Origin of the sequence: Mesorhizobium sp. M1088 (assembly GCF_040318575.1) — a bacterium.
Taxonomy (GTDB): Bacteria; Pseudomonadota; Alphaproteobacteria; order Rhizobiales; family Rhizobiaceae; genus Mesorhizobium.
In genome coordinates this window covers 1-25193 of the sequence record NZ_JAMYMO010000004.1, presented here as the reverse complement: position 1 = coordinate 25193, position 25193 = coordinate 1, and the positions used below count along the sequence as shown (strand labels likewise).

At 61.2% G+C, this 25193-nt stretch carries 23 protein-coding genes and 1 riboswitch; of the genes, 11 read left to right on the top strand and 12 right to left on the bottom strand.

Annotated elements, in window-relative coordinates:
• Position 1: 1 nt before the first annotated feature.
• Genes asnB through NKH49_RS06615 form a run of 3 tightly spaced genes read right to left on the bottom strand, consistent with a single transcriptional unit; the run spans position 2 to position 4474 of the window.
• Positions 2-1996: an asparagine synthase (glutamine-hydrolyzing) gene (gene asnB / locus NKH49_RS06625; RefSeq protein ID WP_352501443.1), complete on the bottom strand. Its 1995-nt coding sequence runs from the start codon at positions 1994-1996 to the stop codon at positions 2-4.
• Between the two features lie 4 nt (positions 1997-2000).
• Positions 2001-3257 carry an O-antigen ligase family protein gene (locus NKH49_RS06620; protein WP_352925634.1) on the bottom strand — a complete coding sequence of 419 codons (1257 nt, stop codon included), beginning with the start codon at positions 3255-3257 and terminating at the stop codon, positions 2001-2003.
• A complete protein-coding gene (locus tag NKH49_RS06615) occupies positions 3254-4474 on the bottom strand; it encodes a glycosyltransferase (RefSeq protein WP_352925632.1) in 1221 nt (406 codons plus the stop codon). The genes NKH49_RS06620 and NKH49_RS06615 overlap by 4 nt, the downstream gene beginning before the upstream one ends.
• 941 nt (positions 4475-5415) lie before the next feature.
• On the opposite strand from NKH49_RS06615, the gene NKH49_RS06610 reads away from it, so the two are divergent.
• Together NKH49_RS06610 and NKH49_RS06605 are read left to right on the top strand one after the other, a co-directional pair.
• A complete protein-coding gene (locus tag NKH49_RS06610; protein ID WP_352925630.1) occupies positions 5416-7608 on the top strand; it encodes a calcium-binding protein in 2193 nt (730 codons plus the stop codon).
• Between the two features lie 752 nt (positions 7609-8360).
• Positions 8361-10121, top strand: coding sequence for a calcium-binding protein (locus NKH49_RS06605; protein ID WP_352925628.1), 1761 nt, complete (start codon positions 8361-8363; stop codon positions 10119-10121).
• A 159-nt stretch (positions 10122-10280) separates the two neighbouring features.
• Here the strand turns inward: NKH49_RS06605 and NKH49_RS06600 are convergent, their stop codons facing one another.
• Complete coding sequence (locus tag NKH49_RS06600) at positions 10281-11264, bottom strand: aldo/keto reductase (protein ID WP_352773556.1); 984 nt, start codon at positions 11262-11264, stop codon at positions 10281-10283.
• Positions 11265-11274: 10 nt separating this feature from the next.
• Positions 11275-11430: a YjiS-like domain-containing protein gene (locus NKH49_RS06595; RefSeq protein ID WP_156937304.1), complete on the bottom strand. Its 156-nt coding sequence runs from the start codon at positions 11428-11430 to the stop codon at positions 11275-11277.
• Between the two features lie 235 nt (positions 11431-11665).
• On the opposite strand from NKH49_RS06595, the gene NKH49_RS06590 reads away from it, so the two are divergent.
• Positions 11666-12535 carry a LysR family transcriptional regulator gene (locus tag NKH49_RS06590; RefSeq protein ID WP_352501394.1) on the top strand — a complete coding sequence of 290 codons (870 nt, stop codon included), beginning with the start codon at positions 11666-11668 and terminating at the stop codon, positions 12533-12535.
• 159 nt (positions 12536-12694) lie between these two features.
• Here NKH49_RS06590 and NKH49_RS06585 read toward each other — a convergent pair whose 3' ends face one another.
• The 7 genes from NKH49_RS06585 to NKH49_RS06555 all read right to left on the bottom strand — a co-directional run bounded on the left by NKH49_RS06585 (position 12695) and on the right by NKH49_RS06555 (position 18215).
• Positions 12695-13477: an MBL fold metallo-hydrolase gene (locus tag NKH49_RS06585; RefSeq protein WP_352925626.1), complete on the bottom strand. Its 783-nt coding sequence runs from the start codon at positions 13475-13477 to the stop codon at positions 12695-12697.
• 210 nt (positions 13478-13687) lie between these two features.
• The gene (locus tag NKH49_RS06580; protein ID WP_031212580.1) at positions 13688-13879 is read right to left on the bottom strand and encodes a YdeI/OmpD-associated family protein; all 192 of its coding nucleotides are present in this window, start codon (positions 13877-13879) and stop codon (positions 13688-13690) included.
• 70 nt (positions 13880-13949) lie between these two features.
• A complete protein-coding gene (locus NKH49_RS06575; protein WP_352621121.1) occupies positions 13950-14744 on the bottom strand; it encodes a helix-turn-helix domain-containing protein in 795 nt (264 codons plus the stop codon).
• Between the two features lie 75 nt (positions 14745-14819).
• On the bottom strand, positions 14820-15164 hold the full coding sequence (locus tag NKH49_RS06570) for a hypothetical protein (protein ID WP_352501397.1): 345 nt from the start codon (positions 15162-15164) through the stop codon (positions 14820-14822).
• A gap of 146 nt (positions 15165-15310) precedes the next feature.
• The gene (locus NKH49_RS06565; RefSeq protein WP_352925624.1) at positions 15311-16081 is read right to left on the bottom strand and encodes a type 1 glutamine amidotransferase domain-containing protein; all 771 of its coding nucleotides are present in this window, start codon (positions 16079-16081) and stop codon (positions 15311-15313) included.
• Positions 16078-17577, bottom strand: coding sequence for an aldehyde dehydrogenase family protein (locus tag NKH49_RS06560; RefSeq protein ID WP_352925622.1), 1500 nt, complete (start codon positions 17575-17577; stop codon positions 16078-16080). Before NKH49_RS06560 ends, NKH49_RS06565 begins: the two co-directional genes overlap by 4 nt.
• Positions 17574-18215: an NADPH-dependent F420 reductase gene (locus NKH49_RS06555; RefSeq protein ID WP_352925620.1), complete on the bottom strand. Its 642-nt coding sequence runs from the start codon at positions 18213-18215 to the stop codon at positions 17574-17576. The genes NKH49_RS06560 and NKH49_RS06555 overlap by 4 nt, the downstream gene beginning before the upstream one ends.
• 381 nt (positions 18216-18596) lie before the next feature.
• Positions 18597-18712, top strand: a riboswitch (guanidine-I (ykkC/yxkD leader).
• Between the two features lie 101 nt (positions 18713-18813).
• Here NKH49_RS06555 and NKH49_RS06550 point away from each other — a divergent pair.
• The 8 genes from NKH49_RS06550 to tnpB all read left to right on the top strand — a co-directional run.
• Positions 18814-19878 carry a putative urea ABC transporter substrate-binding protein gene (locus NKH49_RS06550; protein ID WP_352925618.1) on the top strand — a complete coding sequence of 355 codons (1065 nt, stop codon included), beginning with the start codon at positions 18814-18816 and terminating at the stop codon, positions 19876-19878.
• Between the two features lie 38 nt (positions 19879-19916).
• On the top strand, positions 19917-20795 hold the full coding sequence (locus NKH49_RS06545) for an ABC transporter permease (RefSeq protein WP_352923351.1): 879 nt from the start codon (positions 19917-19919) through the stop codon (positions 20793-20795).
• On the top strand, positions 20792-21601 hold the full coding sequence (locus NKH49_RS06540; RefSeq protein WP_352925616.1) for an ATP-binding cassette domain-containing protein: 810 nt from the start codon (positions 20792-20794) through the stop codon (positions 21599-21601). The genes NKH49_RS06545 and NKH49_RS06540 overlap by 4 nt, the downstream gene beginning before the upstream one ends.
• Before the next feature lie 10 nt (positions 21602-21611).
• Positions 21612-22820: an agmatinase family protein gene (locus NKH49_RS06535; RefSeq protein ID WP_352542649.1), complete on the top strand. Its 1209-nt coding sequence runs from the start codon at positions 21612-21614 to the stop codon at positions 22818-22820.
• Between the two features lie 2 nt (positions 22821-22822).
• Entirely contained in the window at positions 22823-23362 is a 540-nt protein-coding gene (locus tag NKH49_RS06530; protein ID WP_352474461.1) for a hypothetical protein, read from the top strand.
• 47 nt (positions 23363-23409) lie between these two features.
• The gene (locus NKH49_RS06525) at positions 23410-24003 is read left to right on the top strand and encodes a HupE/UreJ family protein (RefSeq protein WP_352685796.1); all 594 of its coding nucleotides are present in this window, start codon (positions 23410-23412) and stop codon (positions 24001-24003) included.
• A gap of 491 nt (positions 24004-24494) precedes the next feature.
• Positions 24495-24896, top strand: coding sequence for an IS66-like element accessory protein TnpA (gene tnpA, locus NKH49_RS06520; RefSeq protein WP_352614538.1), 402 nt, complete (start codon positions 24495-24497; stop codon positions 24894-24896).
• Positions 24897-24922: 26 nt separating this feature from the next.
• On the top strand, positions 24923-25193 hold a 271-nt coding region (gene tnpB, locus NKH49_RS06515; protein WP_502907851.1), incomplete at its 3' end, for an IS66 family insertion sequence element accessory protein TnpB.

Here is a 25193-nt window from a genome sequence, read left to right as displayed (position 1 = left end):
CTTAATCTCCTGTAAGTTCGGGCACGCGAGAACCCGTTGCTGGCGGCGATGGCCGCCTTGCCTCGTTGTGCCAGGCCTGGAACATCAAAGCCGGCCACAATTCGCGAGAATGGTCGTGCCTGCCATCGACGTGACCGCGCCAGCACGCATCCACCTTCGCAAGGTCGAAAATTCCGTCTCCGGAGATGCGCATATCGGCGACAAGATCGTTTGCCCAACTGAGCAGCGGGCCCCTCAGCCAGACTGCTATAGGAACATCGAAACCTTGCTTTGGCCGCTCGATCAGTCGCTGCGGAACGTACCGGCGCAACAACTGACGAAGGATCCACTTACCTTTGCCATTACGAACCTTGGTATTCGTCGGCAGGCGCCAGGCGAATTCGACAACCCGATGATCGAGTAGCGGGCACCGCCCCTCGAGGCTGTTGGCCATGCTGGCGCGGTCCAGCTTCACCAATATATCGCCGGGCAGGTAGCCGTCCATATCGTCATACAAAAGACGGGACAGCAGCCCATCAAGCCGGTGCTCGACGTGGATTGATGAGGGGGGCTGGTGCAGGCTGAGGTTCTCGGTCGACGATCTCGTCAGTCGCCGAAACAACTCGTCCTCATCGGCTGCAGCGAGTAGCTGAGCAAGGCGATCCAGCCGGTCGCCCCGCAGCGCATGCCGTGCACCCTCCGAAAGCGGCAGCTTCCCGACGAGATCGTGACGGGCTGCACGGGCCAGTAACCCAGTGCCTGCCGCGAGCGCCCGACGCAGTGCCGACGGCAGAGTATGCTGTCGTCGCAGGCGGGCAGCCATGAAGTGGCGGGCGTAGCCGGCGAAGCATTCGTCGCCACCGTCACCCGACAGAGCCACCGTAACGTGCCGGCGGGCGAGCCGCGCCACCAGCAGAGTTGGTATCTGCGATTCGTCAGCGAAAGGCTCGTCCCAGATCTGCGGCAATTCTGGAATGACTTCGCGCGCTACGGCAGCCGAAAGGTGGAGTTCGGTATGGTCGGTGCCCAGATGCCGCGCGACTTCCGCCGCGTGGGGAGCCTCATCGAACCCGCCCTCTCCGAAAGCGATCGTGAACGTGCGCACCGGCTTGTCCGATTGAGCCTGCATCAGGGCTACAACCGTCGAGCTGTCTATTCCGCCCGACAGGAAGGCCCCGAGCGGAACGTCAGCGATCATGCGCTCCCGAACGGCAAGTCGAAGCAGGCCATCCAGTTCAGTGGTAAGTTCTTCGTCACTGCCGACGACCTGCTCCGCCCGCCCTTTGGCGGCGGTTTCGGCTAGCGACCACCAGTATCGAATACGATGCGCTAGCGAGGCGGCACTTCGCGACGCGGCGAAGTCAGCTGCCGTCACCGACAGGACCGAACCCGGCGGTAATTTGAACACGCCTCGCCAGATGCAGCTGTCATCCGGTACCCATCCGTTCGAAAGCATCGCCGCGGCCGCATTGATATCGAGCTCCTGACAAAAACCTGGAAAACGGGTGATCGCCTTCAACTCAGAGGCAAAAACAAGCGCATCACGTGTTGAGGCGACATAAAGCGGCTTTTTGCCCATTCGGTCGCGGGCGAGATGGAGCGTCCTCGTCTTCAGATCCCATAGTCCTAGCGCGAACATGCCGGCGAAGCGTGTGAGTGCTTTTTCGAGGCCCCAATTCTCAATAGCGGCAAGCATGACCTCGGTATCGCTGGTGCCCCTGAAATGACGACCTGTACTTTCCAGTTCGCAGCGCAGATCGCGGAAATTGTATATTTCGCCGTTAAACGTAATGACGTATCTGCCGCTTTCGGAATGCATTGGCTGGCAGCCCGCCTCCGACAGATCAACAATGGCCAAACGCCTGTGACCGAAGGCAAGCCCGGCTTCGCTATGTATCCAGAATGCCTCGCCATCCGGTCCGCGGTGACGAAGCGCGGCCGTCATTTGCTCTATTGCCTTGAGCGGCTTCGTGTCGGCTGAATCGGGGGCAAGAAGAATTCCGGCAATACCACACATGCCATTAACCCGGATTGTTGGAGATTGCAGAAACTGCTTTCGGAGCACCGGCGACAAGGCAGATGGTCAGCGCAAACCACACGATCGGGTGACGGATGATCAGGTGCGGCATTCCGAAAATAGCGATTGACACCACGAGCGCTAACAGCGCGTCGAGCTTCGCACGCCATACCGACACGATGGCGGCGCTGACGATCCAGACCAGCGCCAGAACCGCAATAAGTCCACCTTGAGTGTACAGGTCGAGGATCGTGTTGTGAGCCTCGAAGGGTCGTTCCAGAAATTGCGATTCGAACACTGATGGGCGCTCGAGATGCGGACCTGGACCAAGGCCCAACGACCCGGATTCCGCGCCCTTCTCTATTGCTTCGTCCCAGAGATGCACGCGGAGTGCGGCGGTTTCGGCAGTGGCCTCGCCGCCCTTGTCCTTGGTCAGGCCCTTGGCGAAGTTTTCGAGGACGCTCGCCTCCGTCACGGCGTAGGGGGTTATCGCGATCGCCAACGGAAGGATACCGACGAGCAACAGGAGGACGGCTTGCCGTGAAAAGCTGCCCCTGTTGCCACCGGTCTTGAGCCATGTCCTGATCCGCAGCCCGAGGAACGTCAGGCAAGTCAGGATACTGGTATACAAATAGGTATCGCTCTTTGTCAGCCTCCCGACATAGAAGGTTAGGAACAGGCTGGCGATCCCAAGAAAGCTGCCCCATCGATTGCTGGTGGTGGTCGCAAGATGCAAGGCTAGCGGGCCAAAGATTGCGCAGTAGAGCGCGAGCTGATTTGGATTGTGCGACCAGCCGCGAAAGCGGTCCCAGTACCAGGGATCGACGCCAGCTCGGGGGATCCAGCCCCAGCCCTGTCCCAGCTGAATGGCAAGGGCCATATTCGCGATACCCACGACCCACCAGCCAGTACGACGGAGATGGCGGTCGGCGTCGGGTTCTGCAGCGGCAAGGCAGGTGACGCTGACCAACAGCAGGTAGGCCATCGTATCGTGCATCAGGCCCGTCAGGTATAGAACTGTGGTCAGATAGCCGACAACGGTGCCGACCCCCAGAGCCAGCGCCATGATCGTCCAGTAACTTGCAAGGAGTGTCAGCGCCGGCCTGGTCTCCAGGCGACCGCCGGCAAGGACGCGCGCGATCGACAGCATGATCCAAAGCACGAGGAACAGTTCGCCAATCCCCAAGGGCGACCCGGGAATGTCGAGTTGCTCCGCATAGGTCGTTGCGAGCCCGCAGGCCAGGATCGCGTCCCGGATCATCGGCGCACATCCAATCTACCGCTGACAGCATCGTCTCTAATTAAGATCGGATACCCCGGTCGGGCGAGGCCACCGTGGGATTTGGCGCCAAGGATATTTTCGTACAGATCGCAATACTGAGCGACCACCCGCGGCAGCGCGAACTGCTCACGGACGAGTTCGACAGAACGACCGCCCATGATTTTTCCGTGACTGCGGTCGGACAGGATGTCGACTATTCGAGATGCAAGGCCATCGGCGTCGTAGGGTTGGACTAGGTAGCCGTTCCATCCATCCTCGACCACCTCATTGCAGCCGGGCATCTTTGAGGCGACCATGGGCAATCCCGCCAGCCCTGCCTCGAGCAGGACGCGCGGGATTCCTTCTCGATATTGTGTGGGGAAGGCGAACACGTCGGCCATGCCAAGAAGGGCTGGAACATCGCGTCGTGGGCCTAGCGCGATGATATGAGGAGCGTGTCTATCGATTTCCGACTTGTCGACTGCAAATGGACCTTCGGACTCCCAAGGGCCGACAAGCACGAAACGCGCATTAGGCCTTTTAGAAAGGACGCGGGGGACTGCTTGGAGCAGCGTCGGGATGCCCTTCTGGCGGGTTAGCCGGCCCACAAAAATTACGATCTCTGCTGACTGGAGCCCGAGTTCCTGGCGCATTTTCGCCGCCGGCGGAGCAAGATGCCTCGCCATAGCGAACGCATCGACATCGATGCCAGAACTGCGGATCACTCTTCCGCTGCCAGGTTCAATCAATCGAAAGCGCTTGAAGAAAGCCTCATCGTCCCGATTCTGAAATACCGTCGCTGCCGTCCAGAAGGAGGCAAGCCATTGTAGTCCGCAAAAAATTGGACGTAAGGCCAGAGCCCGCGGTTCCAACGATGAAAATGTCCAGCCCAGGCCGTTGATCGTGCGCACGACCGGGACCGTTCCGCGCACCGAAATGGGTGTCAGCAGGTTAGGCTTGGTATCGAAGCTTTGGACGATGTCAGGCCGGAGTTCCGCAAGCAATTTCCGAATCGCTCTTACAGCGGTCCACTCGCCAGTGCCGCTGGCAAATCGGTCGAAACCGTAGCGGCGATGCGGAATGCCATGCCGCAAAAACGCAGCCTCATCGCCGGTTGAAACTGCCGTGACCCGGAAGCCGCTTTCGCGCAGCGACATTAGGAACGGAATTCTCAGGGCGTGATCTTCGCCTCCCACACAAACGAGATGCGGATTCATCCCGAAGCTCCCGTCCGTGCGCCGTGTTCCGGTCGCGTGAAGTAACTGCCTTTCGCATCTGCTTTCATGGTTTTGCTTCGTTACTTCTGTGCGCGTGAAAGGATACGGTAGGAGGAGGCTTGCATACTGTCCTCGTCTGTTTGAATGAGGCAAACTGCATGGGGATCACGGCCTTACGGGTATCGCGAACCGCCTCGACGGCATCTGGTGGTGCATAGGAACGGGTACGGTGATGAATTGCGCCTCGAACTCTAGGGGTTCGGCCAAGCCGGACTTGCAACTGATAAGGCAACCGAAGAAAGCGCTTCCGACAGTCGTGCGTTGTACGGCTGCTCTACGCTGGGCGCGTCGGATTCCTAAGCTCCCGGTCCGGGTTCGCGCCTCAGCTTGTCCCGCTTGTGCTACCAGGCATGATGGTCGACCCCTCAGCCACAACTCCTGGCGCAACCTGCCTCCTTGCGACCAGCGGATAAGCCGATTCGGACCGTTCCGACGCCGGCGACCTGATCTGCCGACCGATTTCACGCGACGAACGCGCGGACACCTACGAATTATCCACAACTAATTGGTTGCGGGATTGAGACTGTGGAGGGGTCTGGCTCTTAGGTGAACGTCTGTCTGATCTCTCAATGCGCGGGTGAACAGTTAGATAGAAACATAATTTACAAGTTTATTTCAGCGATCTGCAAGATACGCTCTAGATATTAAACTATCTGTCTTTCAATCTAACCAGATGGGCTGGATAAAAACACGGCCCTTTGATGGGATCATATTCTTGTTACTTATTTATTATGTCCATGGAAGTTACTCCTTCCGTGCAGCATTCCTATTGGCGATCAACCATCCATCAGAGCCTGCAGGTATGTGATTTGGCGCTAATATACACCCTCTAGTAGGCAGACATCCGCGGGGCGCTATCGAATCAAAATGAGGGATTATGGATGGCAACTCTGCACTATGCATCGGGTGGATCCGCCACCGAAATCGCAACCGCCGGCTTCAATCTGGCTGACGTTCAGTATGTTTCGCTGGTCGACGCATTGCCTGACGGCATGAAAGGCCTGGTGTACCTCAACGAGCATGAGGGCGTAACTTCATCCTTCATCGAGAAAATGACCCCCTTCCTCGGCAATCCGAATGTGTTTGGGTTCTATCTGGTTGACGAGCCCGATCCCACGGGCAGGTGGGGCACCTATGCAACCGCCGAGAACCTGAAGGCGGAATCCGACTGGATCCATGAGCATTTTCCAGGCGCCAAGACCTTCATCACCATGATGAACATGGGATCCCCGACCAATCCGGATTTTACCAACACCTACAATCCGGCCAACACGCATATCGACTATTTTGGAATAGACCCCTATCCGGTGCGCACGGGAACGGACACGGTCGACTACGACATGATCGACCGAGCCGTGGCTGCAGCGGTGAAATCCGGCATCCCGATCAGCAACATCGTTCCGGTCTATCAGGCCTTCGGTGGCGGCAATTGGGAGACTTCCGATGGCGGCAGACAGGTCATGCCCACCGCCGAACAGATGCAAATCATGATCGATCATTGGGCCAAGCTGGTTCCGTCACCCGCCTTCGACTATACCTACAAATGGGGAACGCAGAACGGCGACACCGCATTAGAGAGCTCTCCGGAACTACAAGCCGTTTTCCGGGAGCACAACCTCGCAACGACTGGGACCGAACCGCCTCCAGTCGACACAAGCGACACCTTGTATGGCACCAGCGGCGACGATGTGTTCCACGGCGCCGGCGGCCACACGATGATCGGCTATGGTGGCAATGACACCTATTATGTCGAAGATGTCCGCGACAAGGAGATTGAGACAGCAGGCGGCGGTACCGACAAAGTGCTCGCGTCCGTAAGTCATACCCTTGCGGGCGGGTCGGAGATCGAGCTTCTCGCCACCAGCAATCCGTCCGGCACGATGGCGGTCACCCTTGTCGGCAACGAATTCGCCCAGACTATCCAGGGCAATGCCGGCGCCAATGTCATCAACGGCCTCGGCGGCGCTGACACAATGACCGGCTATGGCGGCAATGACACCTACTATGTCGACAATGCCGGTGACAAGGTCATTGAGACGGTGGGCGGCGGCGCCGATAGGGTGATCACTTCAGTGAGCCATGCGCTTTCGACGGGCTCCCAGATCGAGCTTCTCGCTGCAAGGTATCCATCCGACACGACGGCAATGAACCTCAGCGGCAACGAGTTCAGCCAGACCATCGTGGGCAACGCTGGCGCCAACATCATCAACGGTGGCGGCGGCGCTGACACGATGACCGGCTACGGTGGCAATGACACCTACTATGTTGACAATGCCGGTGACAAGGTCATCGAGACAGTGGGCGGCGGTACCGACAAAGCACTCGCCTCCGTAAGTCATACCCTTGCGGGCGGGTCGGAGATCGAGCTTCTCGCCACCAGCAATCCGTCCGGCACGATGGCGGTCACCCTTGTCGGCAACGAATTCGCCCAGACTATCCAGGGCAATGCCGGCGCCAATGTCATCAACGGCCTCGGCGGCGCTGACACAATGACCGGCTATGGCGGCAATGACACCTACTATGTCGACAATGCCGGTGACAAGGTCATTGAGACGGTGGGCGGCGGCGCCGATAGGGTGATCACTTCAGTGAGCCATGCGCTTTCGACGGGCTCCCAGATCGAGCTTCTCGCTGCAAGGTATCCATCCGACACGACGGCAATGAACCTCAGCGGCAACGAGTTCAGCCAGACCATCCAAGGCAACGCCGGCGCGAACATCATCAATGGTGGCGGCGGTGCCGACATCTTGACCGGTAACGGAGGCAATGATGCCTTCGTGTTCAACAGCGCTCTTGGAGCCGGCAATATCGACAAGGTCACCGACTTCAACAAGCTCCAGGACAAGATCCAGCTCGACGACGCCGTTTTTGCCGGGCTTAAGCTTGGAGGCCTCTCATCCCATGCTTTCTTTGCTGGCACGGCTGCGCATGACAGCTCCGACCATATCATCTACAACAGTTCAACCGGAGCGCTCTCTTTCGACAGCGACGGGATCGGTGGCGCAGCTCAAATACAGTTCGCCACTCTCTCTCCAGGTCTGTCGCTTACGGCAGGTTCGTTCCTTGTGATTTGAACGACCCGGAACGGCGGACCTTCAATTCGAGACGGTCCGCCGCTTTATCTTTGTTCAAGCACCGGATTTTTCCAAAGCGGGATGCCCATTTCTGGCTGATGCTCAACCTTCGTCACCCAGCGGGTTCGAGTTGTGTGCGTCAAGTTCAGCAAAATGGCGTGGTATTGCGGTGACGTCGGCGTGTCCGCCGCGCAGCCCCCGTGTTTAGCGGAGCGGCGGACACATGACGGTGCTCAGGCGGCCAAGGCCCTCAGGCTCTCCAGCTGGGAACCAGCCCTACTCTCACCTTTTGGGAGGTTTCCTAAATTGATTTGATTTCGATCACGGAGATCTGCCGACCGATACCAGGTGACGAGCGCGCAGATGCCTACATTGTCCACAGCTAATTGGTTGGGCAGTGAAACTGTGGAGGGGCCCGGAGTCAGAGGTTAACGTCATTTTGAATTTCCGTACGAAAGTTGACGTCTAACGCATTACAATCTATAAATGTATAGCCATTATAAAAATATCGAGGAACTTCAAAAACCACAGCGCCTTCAAAATAAAGTCGCAATTCTGGCATCATTCTGACATCAGAAGACAATAAGCATCTTGTCCTAAGTCGCTGCTGTCAAAATAAGTCACAATCCGTGCAGCATTCCTACAAACGGTCAATGATTCTATCGACGGGTGTCTGTATGTGATTTGGCGCTAATATACGCCGTCTGTAGGTAGACGCCGGGCGCTATCGAAATCAGAAAAAGGAATATTGGATGGCAACTCTGCATTATACGTCGGGTGGATCCGCCACCGAAATCGCGACTGCCGGCTTCAATCTGGCTGACGTTCAGTACGCTTCGCAAGTCGACGCGTTGCCGGACGGCATGAAGGGTCTGGTGTACCTCAACGAGCACGAGGGCGTAACTTCATCCTTCATCGAGAAAATGACCCCCTTCCTCGGCAATCCGAATGTGTTCGGATTCTATCTGGTTGACGAGCCCGATCCCACGGGCAGGTGGGGCACCTATGCAACCGCCGAGAACCTGAAGGCGGAATCCGACTGGATCCATGAGCATTTTCCAGGCGCCAAGACCTTCATCACCATGATGAACATGGGATCCCCGACCAATCCGGATTTTACCAACACCTACAATCCGGCCAACACGCATATCGACTATTTTGGAATAGACCCCTATCCGGTGCGCACGGGAACGGACACGGTCGACTACGACATGATCGACCGAGCCGTGGCTGCAGCGGTGAAGTCGGGCATCCCGATCAGCAACATCGTTCCGGTCTTCCAGGCCTTTGGCGGCGGCAATTGGGAGACTTCCGATGGCGGCAGACAGGTCATGCCCACCACCGAACAGATGCAAACCATGATGGATCATTGGGCCAAGCTGGTTCCGTCACCCGCCTTCGACTATACCTACAAGTGGGGAACGCAGAACGGCGATACCGCGCTTGAAAGCTCCTCGGAACTGCAAGCCGTTTTCCGGGAACACAACACCACTACCGCTGTGGCCTCAGACACCACCAGCAGCGACAGCAGTGCTGCTGCGCCCGCGTCCGACGCCGCCACCAGCGATAGCAGCTCGACGGTGACTGCGCCTTCCCATGCCGCAACCGGCGATAGCAGCTCGACTGCGACCGCGCCTTCCCATGCCGCCACCGGCGATAGCACCAGCGATGGCAGCTCGACCGCGACGGCGCCTTCGCACCTCATCGCAAGCGATGGCAGTTCGACTGCGACCGCCGCCGCCAGCGCCACCACGAGCGATGGCAGCTCGACTGCGACCGCCCCTTCCCATGCCGCCACCGGCGATAGCACCAGCGATGGCAGTTCGACTGCGACCGCCGCCGGCGCCACCACGAGCGATGGCAGCTCGACTGCGACCGCCCCTTCCACCGGCGATAGCACCAGCGATGGCAGCTCGACCGCGACGGCGCCTTCGCACCCCATCGCAAGCGATGGCAGTTCGACTGTGACCGCCGCTTCCCCCTCCGACCGCGGCGGTTTTCACGCTCTGACCGATCTGTTCGGCAGCAACGACACCAGCCATGATACTGCCGGCGACAAGGGAGGCAGCAGCGTTGACCGGGTGCTGGCCGCGTTGAGCCCCGCGCTTTCGTCCGGCTCGGAGCTTGCCGCGACCAGCAGCCCATCGGAGAAAACGGCAACCAGCCTGACCGGCCACGGGTTCGCCCAACTGCTCCAGGGCAACGAAAATGCCGGCGCCGGTGTCCACAAGAGCGCCGTCGCCGACCTGACATCCGGTCACGGCAACGATGCCTTCGACTTCAGCAAGCTTCAGGACAAAGTCCAGCTCGACCACTCCGCGCTTGCCGACCTCAAGTCGGGAGGGCTTTCATTGCATACGTCCCCTGCTGTTATGGCCACAGATGACGGTTCCCACCACATCATCTTTGACAGCTCAACCGGGTCGCTCTCTCTCGACAGCGACGCGGTCGGCGGCGCAGCTCAAGCGCAGCTCGCTACCCATCTCCCGTTGCAGCATCACTCCTTGATCTGAAACCGGAGCGGCGGACCTTCAACTCGAGCGTGTCCGCCGCTCCGTCCGTGTTCAATTGCGCCACGGAAGCTTGATTGAGAAAAATGCGATATCGGCAGACAGCAGAGGGATCGAAGTTGGTCGCATTATCGCCAATGCGAATTCCGGATTCACCACACCCTACGAAGTCTCGGCAATTTTCAGCACTGTGTCGATCTCGGCCATCACCGTTGCCGGCAGCGGCCCTTTCTCCAGCGCACCGAGATTGTCCTCGACCTGCTCGGGCCGCGTGAAGCCGGGAACCGGCAGGGCGATTGCCGACTTGGCGAGTATCCAGCCGAGCGCGCCTTGCGCAAGCGTGCGTCCGCCCGAGGTGAGCAGGTCGCGGATTGCCGAGAGCCTTGACAGATAGTCCGGGTTGGCGGCGCCATCCCTGAAAAACACCATCCATTCGGCATTCCCGCCGCGCACATCGTTGGTGGGCAGCCGCATGGCCGGCGTGTATTTGCCGGTGAGCAGCCCCATTGCCAGCGGCAGCCGGCTGAACGAGACGAGGTTCTCGCGCGCCGCAACGGCCATCAGCTCGTTCGCCGGGGTAAACACATTGAAGTCGTTCTCTACGGCGACGAACCCCTCGCGCGGCGCGTAGACGGCAAGCCGTTCGCGGTGATCGGTGCTCCAGCCGAAGCCGCCGATCTTGCCCTCCTGGCGCAACAGGCCGAGCGTATCGAACACCTCGCCGGCGCGCTCGATCGGATACTCGTTGATATGTAGCAGCACGACGTCGATACAATCCCGCTGCAGGCGCTGCCGCGAATTGTCGATCGATGTCCGGATTGCCGCGGCAGAGGCATCCTCGGGTGCGATCTTGCGCGTTTCGGGATCGCCGAAATAACCGACCTTGGTGACGATGACGGCTTCGTCCTTACCCCTCAACGCCCGCCCGAGGATCAGTTCGGCATTGCCGGCGCCATAGGCGGCAGCCGTGTCGAACACCCGCGCGCCGATCTCATAAGCCATCGCCAGCGCGGCTTGCGACCTGATATCGTCGACCTCGCCATAGATTGTCGCCGTCTCACGCCAGCGCGCGGGGCCACCCGCCGCCCAGGTGCCGATTCCGATGCGCGGTACCGAGCGGCCATCCCAAAGCATCATCATCTGCATGCCCGGCTCCTCAACGACGCAAGCTGGCGTGGCGGGCACGCTCGCGGATCTCTTCGCGAGAAATGCCGGCATCCGCCAGTGTGCTGTCCCGGGCCTGCCTCAAACTCGCAAGCGTCTGGCGATAGGCAATCCAGCGGGCGAAACGGTATCGAAGTTCATCCAACATGATCGTCTCCTTTGGTACGCAGAATGCCTGCGCGCCTGGGTTGGTCGGAAGCGCAAAACCTCTGCGCCAATCGCATGCGCGATCGAAAGGGTTCAGTTCGCTTCTTGGCCAGCCGAGGCGCTTGTCCCTGTCCCGCCAGGCAGGATTGTCCAACGCCTCCAATGCCTGCATACTTGCGCACGATGCCCGCTTTGCGCTACAGCCACGGTCGCAAGGAGTTTTTCATTTCTGCAAAATGGATATCGGCTGGGACGATCTGAGGTTGTTTCTCGACGTTGCGCGGCTGGGTGGCTTGAGCGCAGCGACGGGAACCACGCGCCTCAGCGCAGCCACCCTTGGACGACGCGTCACCGCGCTCGAAAAGCAGATCGGCGAACCTCTATTCGTGCGCCAGCAGACCGGCTACCGGCTGACCCCGGTCGGCGAGGAACTGCTGCGGCGCGCCGAAGACGTCGAGGCGGCAATGCAGTCGCTGACCCGCTGGCGCGAGGGAAACCTGCCCGACCGCATTGTCCGCGTCTCGGCCGGGCCATGGACCTCGGCCTTCGTTTCCGCCCATATCGGCGAGATCTGGACGGTCGATGATGGCATAAGGGTGGAGCTCGTCACCACCACCGACCGGGTCGACATCGGTCGCCGTGCCGCCGACATCGGCATCCGCAGCGAGCGCCCGACCGAGCAGTGGCTGGCCGGCCGTCAGAGCGGCAAGGTCGCCCACGCCATTTATTCCGGACGTCACCTGATCAACGGCATCGCCGCCGGATTGTTCGTCGGCGTCACCGGCGAAGGCGCAAACATTGCCTCGGCGCGCTGGCTGCAAGCCCATCACGGCGACCGCATCGCCGTACGCGGCAACAACACCCACTCGGTGCGCGAACTGGTGGCCGCCGGCGCCGGCCTTTCGGTCTTTCCGTGCTTCGTCGGTGACGGCGATCCGCGGCTGGTTCGCGTTGCTCAGCCTATCCCCGAACTCGAAACCGACCAATGGATCGTCACCCATCACGAGGAACGTCACTCCCCGCCGGTACGGAAAGTCGCCGACCGGATTGCCGCCTTGATGCGGGCGCACCAGCCGCTGTTTCGCGGCGAGACGCCGATCCGGTAAGCCTCAGGCAGACGGCCGCCAGTGGATCAAGAATCAGATATCTTGGTGGGCCGGACGATGGTACCGCCGCCGTTGAGGACGCCGGAGTGCGGCGCGCTGCTCGTCGAGATCCTTGCCTTGGGCGAAGAGAGCGGTATAAACCGACCAGCACGGGGCCGCCTATCCGGTCACTCGTCCTCCTGCCGGCTCATAGCCGTATGCTTCGCCCTTACGCACCACGCGACCGATGCCCGGCCAGCCAAGGTGCGCGCCGGCGATCCACGTCCCCGCCTCGGCCGCGTCACTGAAAACCTTTAGGCGGGTTGCGCGCGCGGTCAGCTGATCGTCGTCATAGCCCCAACTGAACGCGGGATTGCCGAACTGCAAGGCCGGCACATGAACGATGTCCCCGAAGAATAGGAAACGATCCTCGTCCGTGTCGAACGTGTAGCCGGTATGACCGGCAGCATGACCGGGCAAGGCGACCGCCCTCAATCGCTCACCCACCTGGTCGCCATTCTGGACAGGCTTCAGCAGGGGCCGGAACTGCGCAAGGTGCGCGTAAGCGAAAAAGCTCTGCACAGCCGCCTCGGGAATTACGATCGCCTTCAAGTTTGGAAAGAGCACTCGGCCGTCGGGGGTCAAAAGTCCGTGCACATGATCCTGATGGGCGTGGGTGAGCGCCAAGACCGTGATCGAAGCCGGGTCGATCTTGGCTTCCGCCATGGCCTGCTCAAGACGCCCCACTGTCAGGGCCCAGCCCCCTCCTCCGCTGTCGATCAGAACGCCGTCAACGCCTGGACCTGCAAGGGCGAAGCAATTGACAGACAGGCGAAGCGCCCCTGCCTTCGCAGCTTGCGGCACCAGATTATCCTGCGGATCCCGCAGAAGGTCCGCCGGCATCTCGATGTAACCGTCCGAGAGCGACCAGACGCGCCACCTTCCCGACGTGCTGCCGAGCACGTTATTGGTTTGCGATGTCACGATCATATGGCCACCTGCCGCAAACGAAAATGGAGGATAGGTTCGATTGTCACTATTTGGCTCTCTGCATCCTCTGCGCAAAACGTGGGAAACCGATGAAGATCAATGCGGAAAGCACCCGATCTCGATAGGCCATGGATCGGAAGATGATCGTTGACGGATCTGCTAGCTTCGCGGCGATGCCAGCTCTTATTGCATTCCCATGTAGATTCCTCCCTTCGTAAGCTCGTCAATCATCTGATTTATGCGCTTTCGGCGTGTTTCCGGGTGACGGGCGCGCTCGATCCAATGCAAGTAATCATTGCGCTGATAGGGAGGCCGTTGCTCGAAAGCAGTCATCAGATTTGCGGCCTCGAGCTCTGCACGCAAACTGTCGGGCATCTTAGCCAACGGACGTTTCAGCAACTCACATCTCCGCCATTCGAATCCTGATGCTGGAATAGATCACAAGTCAGCCGTCGCGCCTGCGAGACCGCAGCCGGCCTGGCGACAGCCCTTTCAATCGGGTCACGACGCGATTCATATGGGCCTGGTGAGTGAAACCCGCGTGCTGAGCAATCTCGGCCAGCGGCAGATCGCTATTTTCCAAAAGCTCGACCGCGCGATCAACGCGGCGGCGTAAAATGAATTGATGTACCGGCAATTGCGTCGCCTCGCGAAAGGCGGCGGTGAAGGCGCGTCGTGGTATTCCCGCGATTCCGGCAAGATGGTCGATCGACACCCCCTTTTCCAGATCGCCGTCAATCGCAGCGAGGACCCGGTCGAACCGCTGCGAGGTTAGGACCGGAGACTTCTGCTGCCGCTGGCGTGCATGCCCGAGACGAAGCAGGTTCGCGAAAACCAGGCCCAGCGTCCATTCGCGGACGATCGGGTTGGCTGGCGGGTCGCCTTCGAGGCGTCGGCACAACTCGGCCACCAGCGAATCGCGTATCGGTCGATCGGTCAGGATGACCAGGTCCTCGGGGGTCCCGCCTGCCGATACCAGGAGCCTTGACGCCAGCGCGGAGTCAACGGTGATCATCGTCAGCTCGCGCGGCTCCTCGATCTTGAACCGCGTGGCACGCTCGGGAAGACTGAGCAGCAGATCGCCGGGGCGGGTGAAGACGCGCCGCAGCCCGCGGCCAAGATCGATCTCTGCATAGGATGAACCGCTGCGAATCACTCGCAGCTGAACGACTCCGGCCGGCGCGTGGCGATAGTCGCCGGCAGGAAAGAACAACCTCTTTGCACTTGCCGCGGTCACCATCGTTGTACCGGGCGTCCGGACGCAAGTTCCTCCAGGACTTCGATGATCGATCGCCGCATCGTCGATCCTTGATGCCTACACTCTTGCCCGTTTGACTGGTCCACCAGGCGCATCACTTGCCAGGGCAGTCAGTTCACCAATCCGGGGCACAAAGATGTTGTGCAGTGTCTGGGTCATAATGGTCATTTCACGCTGAACTTGCAGTTCCTGTGCGGCGGGAAACAATGTGTCCTGCAAGAAGAGCTCCAGGCCTGCCTTGTCGTCCCATATCTCGATGATGCGATAACCATCGTCTGTGGCATGCGCGATGTGCTGGTAGATGCCGCCAGCGGGCCGTTTCTCCACGCCGATCCGATCGAGGATGCGGCTATAATCTTCGGCCGTCAGGCCGGCAATATCAAGTGTCGTCACTACGGCCATGGTTCATCCCCGCTGCTGATAGTGGTTGTTTGAGGTGGAGTTCTTGGACGGACCCCGGATCCTATTGGGCCGATGTCGTTTGGCATCGCCCGCCCTGACGGCGAGTTTATCTCCCGAACTTCACCGACAGGAGCGGTCCTTGGTCCTCAGCCACCGAGCGCCTCGATGACAAGACGGGCGGTCGCCGCTCCGGAGAAGTTCTGCTGGCCGGTGATCAGATTGCCGTCGCGCACCGCAAAATCGCGCCACAGCCCGGCCTGAATATAGTTCGCGCCGAGCGCACGCATTTCATCCTCGATCCGCCATGGCATCAGATGCGTACCGTGCGGCAGCGCGCCCATCTCCCAGACGGCATTGTCGGCGAAGTCCTCCTCGACATTGGCGAACCCCGTAACAGTGCGCCCTTTGGCCAGCAGCTCGCCGGTTAAGAGGCGCGCGTAGCGCAGCAGCGCGACGCCATGACACAAGGCGGCCGCGACCTTGCCGGCCGCGAAAAAGTTGACGAACAGCCGCTGCAGCTCAGTTGCGCCTTCGAAGGTGAACATCGGCGCCTGGCCGCCAGCGACGACGATCGCGTCGAACGCGTCGACCGACAGCTCTGCGATGGGCCGGGTCGTCTCCACCAGCGCCGCCAGTTTCGGCGTCGACAGGAAACCGAGCGAGATCAGATCCGTATCCGAATAGCCGGACGGATCGCGCGGGTCGCTCAATGCATCCGCCTCGCATTTGCCGCCCTCAGGCGAGAAGATCGCGACTTCGTATCCGCGGTCGGTGAAGGCGAGCCAGGGATGGGTCAACTCGCTCCACCAAAACCCGACAGGCCAGCCGGTGGTGATCGATACAGCCGGGTTGGAAAGGACCATCGCGATGCGTTTGGGATGCCGCGGGTCGAGTGGGTTGGAATCGCGCACGCTCATCGGGCCATCTCGACCGGTTCGCCAAGATTCGCCCAAATCGTCTTGTATTGGGTGTAGCTTTCCCACGCCTCGCGGCCCTGCTCGCGGCCATAGCCGCTCATCTTGAAACCTCCGAACGGCGCATTAGGATGGTACTTGTGCCAGCAGTTCAGCCAGACCGTGGCTGCCTTGATCCGGTCGGCGAGCCGCAAGGCGCGGCCGAGATCGCTGGTCTGGATGCCCGAGGCGAGCCCGTAGCTCGTATCGTTGGCGATCCGGATCGCGTCCTCCTCGCTGTCAAATGGAATCACCGGCAGGACGGGGCCGAAAATCTCTTCGCGCGATATCCTTAGGTCGTTGGTCGCATCGGCGAAGATGGTCGGCTCGATGAAGAGGCCCTTGCCGTTGACCTGGCGGGTGCCGCCGCCCGCGGCCAGTCGCGCGGTGCGCTTGCCCTCTTCGACATAGCTCAAGACCTTGTCATACTCGCCGCGCGATGCGATCGGCCCGATCATCGTCGCAGGGTCCAGCGGATCGCCGAGCGTCGCCGACTTCGCCATGGCGCTCAGCTTCTCGACGACCTCGTCATAACAGGCGCGTTCGACCAGCAGGCGCGATCCGGCGACGCAGACTTCGCCCTTGTTCCAGAAGATGCCCCAGAAGGCTGCCTGCATCGCGGCATCGATATCGGCATCGGCGAAAACGATGTTGGGACTCTTGCCGCCGAGCTCCATGGTCAGGTGTTTCATCGTCCCGGCACCGTTGCGCATGATGCCCTGGCCGACGCTGGTCGACCCGGTAAAGGCGATCTTGTCGACGCGGGCATCGTTGACCAGCGCGTCGCCGATGGTGCCGCCCGGGCCGGTGACGAGATTGTAGACGCCTGGCGGCACGCCCGCGTCGAGGATCACTTGCGCCAAGGCGAGGGCCGTCAGGGGCGTGTCGGTCGCAGGCTTGTGAACGACCGTGTTACCCGCCGCGAGTGCCGGCGCGATTTTCGAACAGGACAGCGCGAGGGGAAAATTGAACGGGGTGATCGCAGCGACCACGCCGAGCGGCTCGCGCCGCGTCAGGATCCTGATATTTGGTTCGTAGCTGGTACGATAGGCGCCGTCCATCGCGCTCATGGCGAGCCCGCCATGAAAGCGGAACAGTCCTGAGCAGTGCGGCATGATGATATCGCGGAAATCGCGATAGGGCATACCCATATCCATCGCCTCGCGCACCGCGAAATCCTCGGCCCGCTCGTCCATTAGATCGGCGATGCGAAACAGGATCTTGGCGCGCTCCTCATGATGCATCCGCGCCCAGGGTCCTTGCTCGAAAGCCCGCTGCGCGGCCGCGACGGCATCGCTCGTGTCGGTGACGTCCGCCTTCGCAATATCGGTGATCGCCGCCTCCGTGGTCGGATCAAAAGTCGTCGAAGTCTCGCCGCTGACGGCATCGCGCCATTGGCCATCGATCAGCAGACGTCCTACTGGAATCGCCTTGCGCCGCGCGGGTAGATAATCAGTCATGAACCGGTTCCGTCCTGTCGAATGAGATTGAAGGAAATTGTCGGCCCCATCCCGCGCCGATAGGCGAGCTGGACCAATAGCAGCATCATCGGCTCGATCAGGCGCGAGGCCGTGAGATCGCCGACATCGACCGGCATTGTCGGCAGATCGGCGAGAAGACGGCAAACCGCCGCCTTGGCATCTGCGTCATTGCCGGCGACATAGCTCGTCACCGGATCGCCGTTGAGACGCGGATCATCCCTGTCAAGCAATTCGGCAAAGGTCGGAATGCACTTGACGACAAGGGCGCCCCGCGCGCGCCTCTGAACCTCCTCGCCTACAGACGTAGTAGTGCCTAGCAGCATCGTGGAAAGGTCAGGCGCGACTGCATTGGTATTGTCCCAGACGATCTTGCCCGACAAATCGCCAAGCGCGTCCATCGCCAGCTCCAGAGCCGGCCATGGCGTCGCCAGGGCAATTACGTCGGCCCATCTCGCTACGTCGTCAGGGGCACCGAAGCCAACACGGAGGGTTGCCGCGATTGCGCGCAACTTGCCTTCGTCACGACTGAAGCTGAGGCGAATTTCGTGCCCGGCGAGGCCAAGACATTTCGCCAAGGCCTTCCCGAGCGAGCCTGGTCCGATGATCGCAACTTTCACAACTGCCTCCCGACACGCGATCGGGCTTGCCTAGCATCATTGCAGTCGCGCTTATTTCACGAATTGCCCTTGCACGATCGGGCGCACTCGTCACATGGGTCGGCGCCAATTGGCATCCGGATCCGCCGCGCGCTCACGCCCTTCCCGAACGTGTCCCTATTGGGCATGTATGTGTGGGCGACCATAGAGCAGGGTGCGATCAGCGGAGGTCCCCAGGGCACAAGCCTGCTCATATGGGTTGACGCTGGATTTTCCTTGCCTAATCCGTCGGCGTTGCGATGACTTTTGTGGCATCAGCATAGCGCGATTGCCTGCAAATCCGGGGAAAGGCCGCCTCAGGACGGCTTTCCGGACTGGCACGCCCCTTGCTTCGTTATTCACGTGCAGAGCGTCTAGGGTTCCGGCCGTGTCGATCACGGTGCTGGTCCAAGAGACGCGACCGCTTGAGATGCATTGAGGCATCTGGCGGAACACGGCGGGCCAAAATCCCGGGAGAACCCTGCACGGGTTTGCTGGCGCGAACCTCTCCCGGATGCGCGCTCTGTGAACCCCCCAACAGACGTTCGGACGCAATCCGGATCGCAAACAGGGGTATGTAATGCTTCGCAAACTGGCCACAATCATCCTAGCCGCATCACTCAGCCTCCCCTTCATCTCAGCCGCGCAAGCGGCGCCCAAGAAAGACTTCAAGATTTGCTGGTCGATCTACGTCGGCTGGATGCCGTGGGGCTATCTTTCCGATAGCGGCATCATAAAGAAGTGGGCCGATAAATACGGCATCAATGTCGAGATCACCCGCATCAATGACTATGTCGAAAGCATCAATCAGTACACGGCCGGCGGCTTTGACGGCTGTTCGATGACCAACATGGATGCGCTTTCGATCCCGGCCGGCGGCGGTGTCGACACGACGGCCTTGATCGTCGGCGATTTCTCCAACGGCAACGACGCGGTCATCCTCAAGAACAAGACCACGCTCAAGGATATTGCCGGCCAGAAGGTCAATCTCGTCGAGCTTTCCGTCTCACATTACCTACTTGCGCGCGCACTGGAGACGGTGGGGTTGGCCGAAAAGGACATTACGGTGGTGAACACCTCCGATGCCGACATGGTCGCTGCCTACGGCACCAGCGACATCACCTCCGTCGTCACCTGGAATCCGCTAGTCTCGGAAATCGCTGCCATGCCGGGCGCCCACAAGGTATTCGATTCGACTGAGATCCCCGGCGAGATCATCGACATGATGGTCGTCAACACCGCGACGCTGAAGGACAATCCGGCCTTGGGCAAGGCGCTTGTCGGTGCATGGTATGAAGCCATGGCGCTGATGACGTCGGGCACGCCCGAAGGCAAGGCGGCCAAGGAAGAGATGGCCAAGGCGTCGGGGACGGATCTTGCCGGTTTCGACGCTCAGCTTGCATCAACGGCGATGTTCTTCGAGCCGGCCAAGGCGGTCGCATTCACCAACGGCGCCGAACTGCCGAAGACCATGGATCTGGTGCGCAACTTCCTGTTCAGCCACGGCATTCTTGGTACCAACGCGCCGAGCGTCGACGTGATCGGCATGAGCTTTCCCGATGGCTCGACGCTGGGCGATGTCAACAACGTCAAGCTGCGCTTCGATCCGGCCTTTATGGCAGAGGCGGCGGGCGGAACGCTCTGACGCGGGAGCGCGACATGCTAGCCAGAGGAACCGGCATCATGCAGGCCGCGGCAGGCCCCGAAGTCGCGCGCCTGCAACGTAGCAGGCCGAAAGCGCGGCTTCGCCTCATCAACGCGACGGTCTCGCGCGGCGGAGCGTTGCTGCTTGGGACGCTGCCGTTTGCCGCCGTGGCAATCGCCTATCTCTTCGCTTCGTCGCAAAGGCTGGCGGTCAATCCCAGCGACAAGCTGCTGCCCTCCCCTGCACAGATGTGGTCGGCATTTTCAGACCTAGCGACAGTGCCGGACAAGCGCTCCGGCGACCTGATCCTGTGGGCCGACACCTATGCCAGCCTGATCAGGCTGTTCGCCGGAGTCGGCATGGCCACGCTGGTGGCGCTCAGCCTCGGCGTCGCCATAGGTTTCATCCCGCGCGTCAGGGCCTTTCTGCTGCCCTTGGTCACAGTTGTCTGCGTCATCCCGCCACTGGCGCTGCTGCCGATCCTGTTCATTGCGCTCGGCCTCGGCGAAACGGCCAAGATCACCTTGATCGCTCTCGGCGTCGCACCGGTCATGGTGCGCGACATCGCCAACCGGGTGATGGAATTGCCGCCGGAGCTCGTCGCCAAGGCACAGACGCTCGGCGGCAACAGCTGGACCATGGTGCTCAGGCTGGTGCTGCCACAGGTCATGCCGCGCCTCATCACTTGCGTACGGCTGGCGCTTGGGCCGGCCTGGCTGTTCCTGATCGCGGCAGAAGCCATCGCCTCCACCGAGGGGCTCGGCTACCGCATCTTCCTCGTTCGTCGCTACCTGTCGATGGACGTCATCCTGCCTTACGTCGCCTGGATCACGCTGCTTGCGGTGATGACCGACTGGCTACTCGTGCGGCTCTCTCACATCATCTCGCCCTGGGCGCATCCGGTGCGGACCAGATGAGCCGGATCCTCGTCCATGGGCTGGAGAAGAGCTACGGCGACGCCCGCGTACTGGAACGGGTCAATGTCTTCGCCGAAGCGGGTGAATTCCTGTCGCTGGTTGGCGCCAGCGGTTGTGGAAAATCGACGTTCCTGCGCATCCTGCTTGGCCAGGAACAGCAAAGTGGCGGCGTGGTCGTCGTCGGCGACCAGCCGATCGTGCCGGAGCCGACGCCGCAGCGCGGCATCGTCTTCCAGCGCTATTCCGTGTTTCCGCATCTCACCGCGCTGCAGAACTTGCTGCTGGTCGAGGACTTCCGTTCGGGCGGACCGTTCGGCCGCGTCTTCGGCGCCAGGCGCAAAAGCGCCAGGCAAGAAGCCGAAACCATGCTGGAACGGGTCGGGCTTGGCCATGCGCGCGACCTCTATCCGGCCATGCTTTCTGGCGGCATGCAGCAGCGGCTGGCGATCGCGCAGACCTTGCTCGGCCGGCCGCAGATCCTGCTTCTCGACGAGCCCTTCGGCGCACTCGATCCCGGTATTCGCATCGAGATGCATGAGCTGCTCACCGAGCTCTGGACCGAGCACGGCATGACCGTGGTCATGGTCACCCACGATATCGGCGAGGCATTCAAGCTCGGCACCCGCGTGCTGGTCTTCGACAAGGTGCGCCACGACCCCCAGTTCCCGTCCGCCTATGGCGCGACGATCACCTACGATCTGAAGCTCGACCGCAAGCACCGGGCTTCCGCACGAGACGTGGCCGAAGTGGCCGCGATGGTCGGGACGACCCGACTGGATAGCGCAATCGCGACGACGGCGTCGTGAAGGAGGTTTCATGCACAGAGATAGTCCAGAACGCCGGCATCGTCGCGCCGGGCTCACCGACCACCAGCCACGCCAACGCTTCCACCATCCGAACTTCGAGATCCGCGACATGCAGGGCTGGAAGTCTATCGAGGCGGAAGGAAAGCTGCCCGAGGACGGCTGGCGCAAGGAACAGAAATGGGCACTCGACATGGGCCTGCCCGGATCGGATTCGATCATCGACAAGTCGATCCCGACATTCGCGCGAGGCGAGTTGCCGCACTTCGCCGGCATCAACACCTTCCTCAAGGCGCCCTATGTCGAGAACGTCCGCGATGTCGGCAGATATGACGCTGCCGTCATGGGCATTCCTTTCGACAGCGGCACCACTTACCGGCCCGGAACCCGCTTCGGGCCGCAAGGCATGCGCCGCATCTCGGCGCTTTACACGCCTTACAATTACGAGCTCGGTGTCGACCTGCGCGAGCAGATGACGCTTTGCGACGCCGGCGACGTCTTCACCATCCCCGCCAATCTCGAAAAGAGCTTCGACCAGATCACCAAGGGCGTCAGCCATGTCGCCTCGTCCGGCGCGCTGCCGATCATGCTCGGCGGCGACCATTCGATCGGGTTTCCGTGCGTGCGCGGCATCGCCGACGTGACCTCCAAGCGAATCGGCATCATCCATTTCGACCGCCACATCGACATCCAGGAAAAGGATCTCGACGAACGTATGCACACGACGCCCTGGTATTGGGCGACCAACCTGCCGAACGTCTCGGCCACCAATCTGGTGCAGCTCGGTATCGGCGGCTGGCAGGTGCCCCGCTACGGCGTGGCCGAGGCGAGAAAGCGCGGAACCAACGTGCTGACGATCTCCGATATCGAACAGATGGGGCTGGAGAAGGCGGCCGAGATCGCGCTCGAGATCGCATGGAAGGACACCGACGCCGTATACATCTCCTTCGATGTCGACAGCATCGATTGCGGTTTCGTGCCGGGTACGGGCTGGCCGGAGCCCGGTGGCTTCCTGCCGCGCGAGGCACTGAAGCTGCTCGGGCTAGTGTCGGCGCCCGGCATCTGCGGACTGGAAGTGGTCGAGGTGTCGCCGCCCTACGACACGTCAGACATCACGGCGCTGTTTGGCGTGCGGGTTGTCGTCGAGGCGCTCGGCTCGATGGTCGCGCACGGCAATCTCGGCAAACACAAATCCATCATCGACAAGCCGACGAGCTTTTGACCATGCACGATGATCATCACCACCACAGCCATGATCATGGCGACGGTCACCATCACGGGCCGAACGGTCATCATCACCATCCCCACCCCGTCGGCCACAACGGGCCGGCCGGCAAGCCGTTGCAATGGCAGACACCGCATCTACCGCACGACCATGCGCCCGAACCCGCCGACGCGCGGGCGACCGATCTCGATCTCGTCGAGATCGCGTTTCTCGAAGGGTTTTCGCGGGCGCCCGACCCGTCCAGTTTCCTGCGCCTCGCCGGGATTCCGTTCGTCGGCGAGACCGCCGACGGCGTGCGGCTGCATCTTCTGCGCGTCGAGACGCAGGACATGGTCGATGTCGGCGCCGTCATGCCGCTGATTGGCGGCGCCGGCGTCACCTATCACCCGCTGCCCGCGAAACTGACGTCGCGCCGGCGCCGCCTGGCCTTCGTCTACCATAACGGCAAGGCACAAACGCCCCTTGACTTCGGCGAGGCCCGACTTCTGGCCGACAGGTCCGGCGCCGCACAATTCACCATGCCAGGGGCCGGACAATGAGCACCGGCCTTGAACCGATCGCACCCCTATCAAACAGGTCCAGAACCATGAACAGAACGCTTTCATTCTTCGGTAGACTCGCCCTGGCAGCCGCCACAACCCTCATCCCCTCATTGGCCTTCGCCCATAGCGGCGGTTTTCATGCCCACGGGTTTGTAGACGGCATTCAGCACCCGCTGACCGGTATGGACCACCTGCTTGCCATGATGGCTGTAGGCATCATTGCCGCTCGCGCCGGCGGCAAGGGGATCATCATCGTGCCGTCGTGCTTTGTCTCGGCGATGCTCGCTGGCGCCCTGCTCGGTATCGCCGGCATCGGCCTGCCCTCACTGGAAACCGGCATAACGCTATCGCTGGTGGTCTTCGGCGCCATGATGGCGCTTGCCAAGCCGCTTCCGCTCGCTGTGGCCGCCTCGCTGACTGCTCTCTTCGCCCTCTTCCACGGCAATGCCCATGGCCTCGAAATTCCCGAGACGGCCAGCGGCATCGCTTATGCGGTCGGCTTCGTGGTCGCTACTTCGGCTCTTCACGCGACCGGCGCGTTAGCCGCCCTAACACTTCGGCGCTGGCCGCGAGCCATCCGCACGGCAGGGGTCGGCACGTCGTTGGTCGGCGTGGCGCTGGCGGCACAGATCATCTGAACCGCAGCCCATTCATCTGCGATGAACAGGAGGCGAAGGCGTGATCAACCGGCTAACCGTTGGGCAGCGCATCCGAAACGTGCTGTACCAGATCCTGAAGACCCGGTCTGAGCGACTCTGATCTCATCCGGAGATTGAGGCTAGCAGCTTGCCGTACGCCGCGCGCGCGTACGGAGCCGTCCGCCGTGGGTTGCGATTAACTTCCTAGCTGCAGCCGGACGGTCTTGCCTGACGTAGCCGGCCTGTTCCCAGCTACGCCAAATGATCGCCGTCGTGAACTCCGCGCCGGCGAGCGTGACTTGGTCGTCACCGCTGCTGGCGGCCTCCCGGGCGAGGTCATGAAGAACTGGCGTGTCAAAGCGCCGAACAGTAAGCGATGTTCCGACGGCACCTTTCGGGGATCGGCGTGAAGGACGATGTTCGGAGCCCTTTGAGGGCTTCGACATATGACGATTTCAGAGCTTACGCTTAAGTCGAACGACTTGGAGCCGGTGCGCCGGTTCGAGGTGTTCACGGGCTCCGGCCGGCGACGCGAATGGCCTCCAGAGGAGAAGGCGCGGATCGTTGCGGAGAGCTACGAGGCTGGCGAGACGGTTTGTGCTGTAGCTCGCCGATATGCGCTTTCCCCGCAGCAATTGTTTGCTTGGCGCCGGGCTGCGCGTCAGCCCTCGGCGGAGGCGCCGGCATCAGAATCCCTGTTCGTTCCTGCGGCGGTTGCGGCGTCCTTGCCGGAACCGGTGGCGCAGCGCCCAGCACGACCACGGAAGCAGAAGGCGGTCCGCGACGCTGGCGTGATCGAGCTTGAGATCGACGGAGTCGCCATGCGCGTTGGCCGCGGCGCCGACACCAAAACGGTGGCTGCTATAATCCGCGCGCTTAAGGCAACGACGTGATCGGGCCGACGGGTGCGGTCAAGGTAATGGTGGCGACAAAGCCAGTCGACTTCCGCAAGGGTGCGGAGGGGCTGGCGGCGCTGGTGCGCGAGACGATGGGCGCCGATCCGTTCAGCGGCGCCGTCTACGTCTTCCGGGCGAAGCGCATCGACCGGATCAAGCTGATCTTCTGGGATGGCACCGGCGTCTGCCTCTATGCCAACGATCTGCATTCATACTACGTCCCCTTTCGTCTTCAGTTGAGAGTTTTTGCCTGGCTGGCATTTTGCCTTCGTGCGGCAGCGCGATCGACGAGCC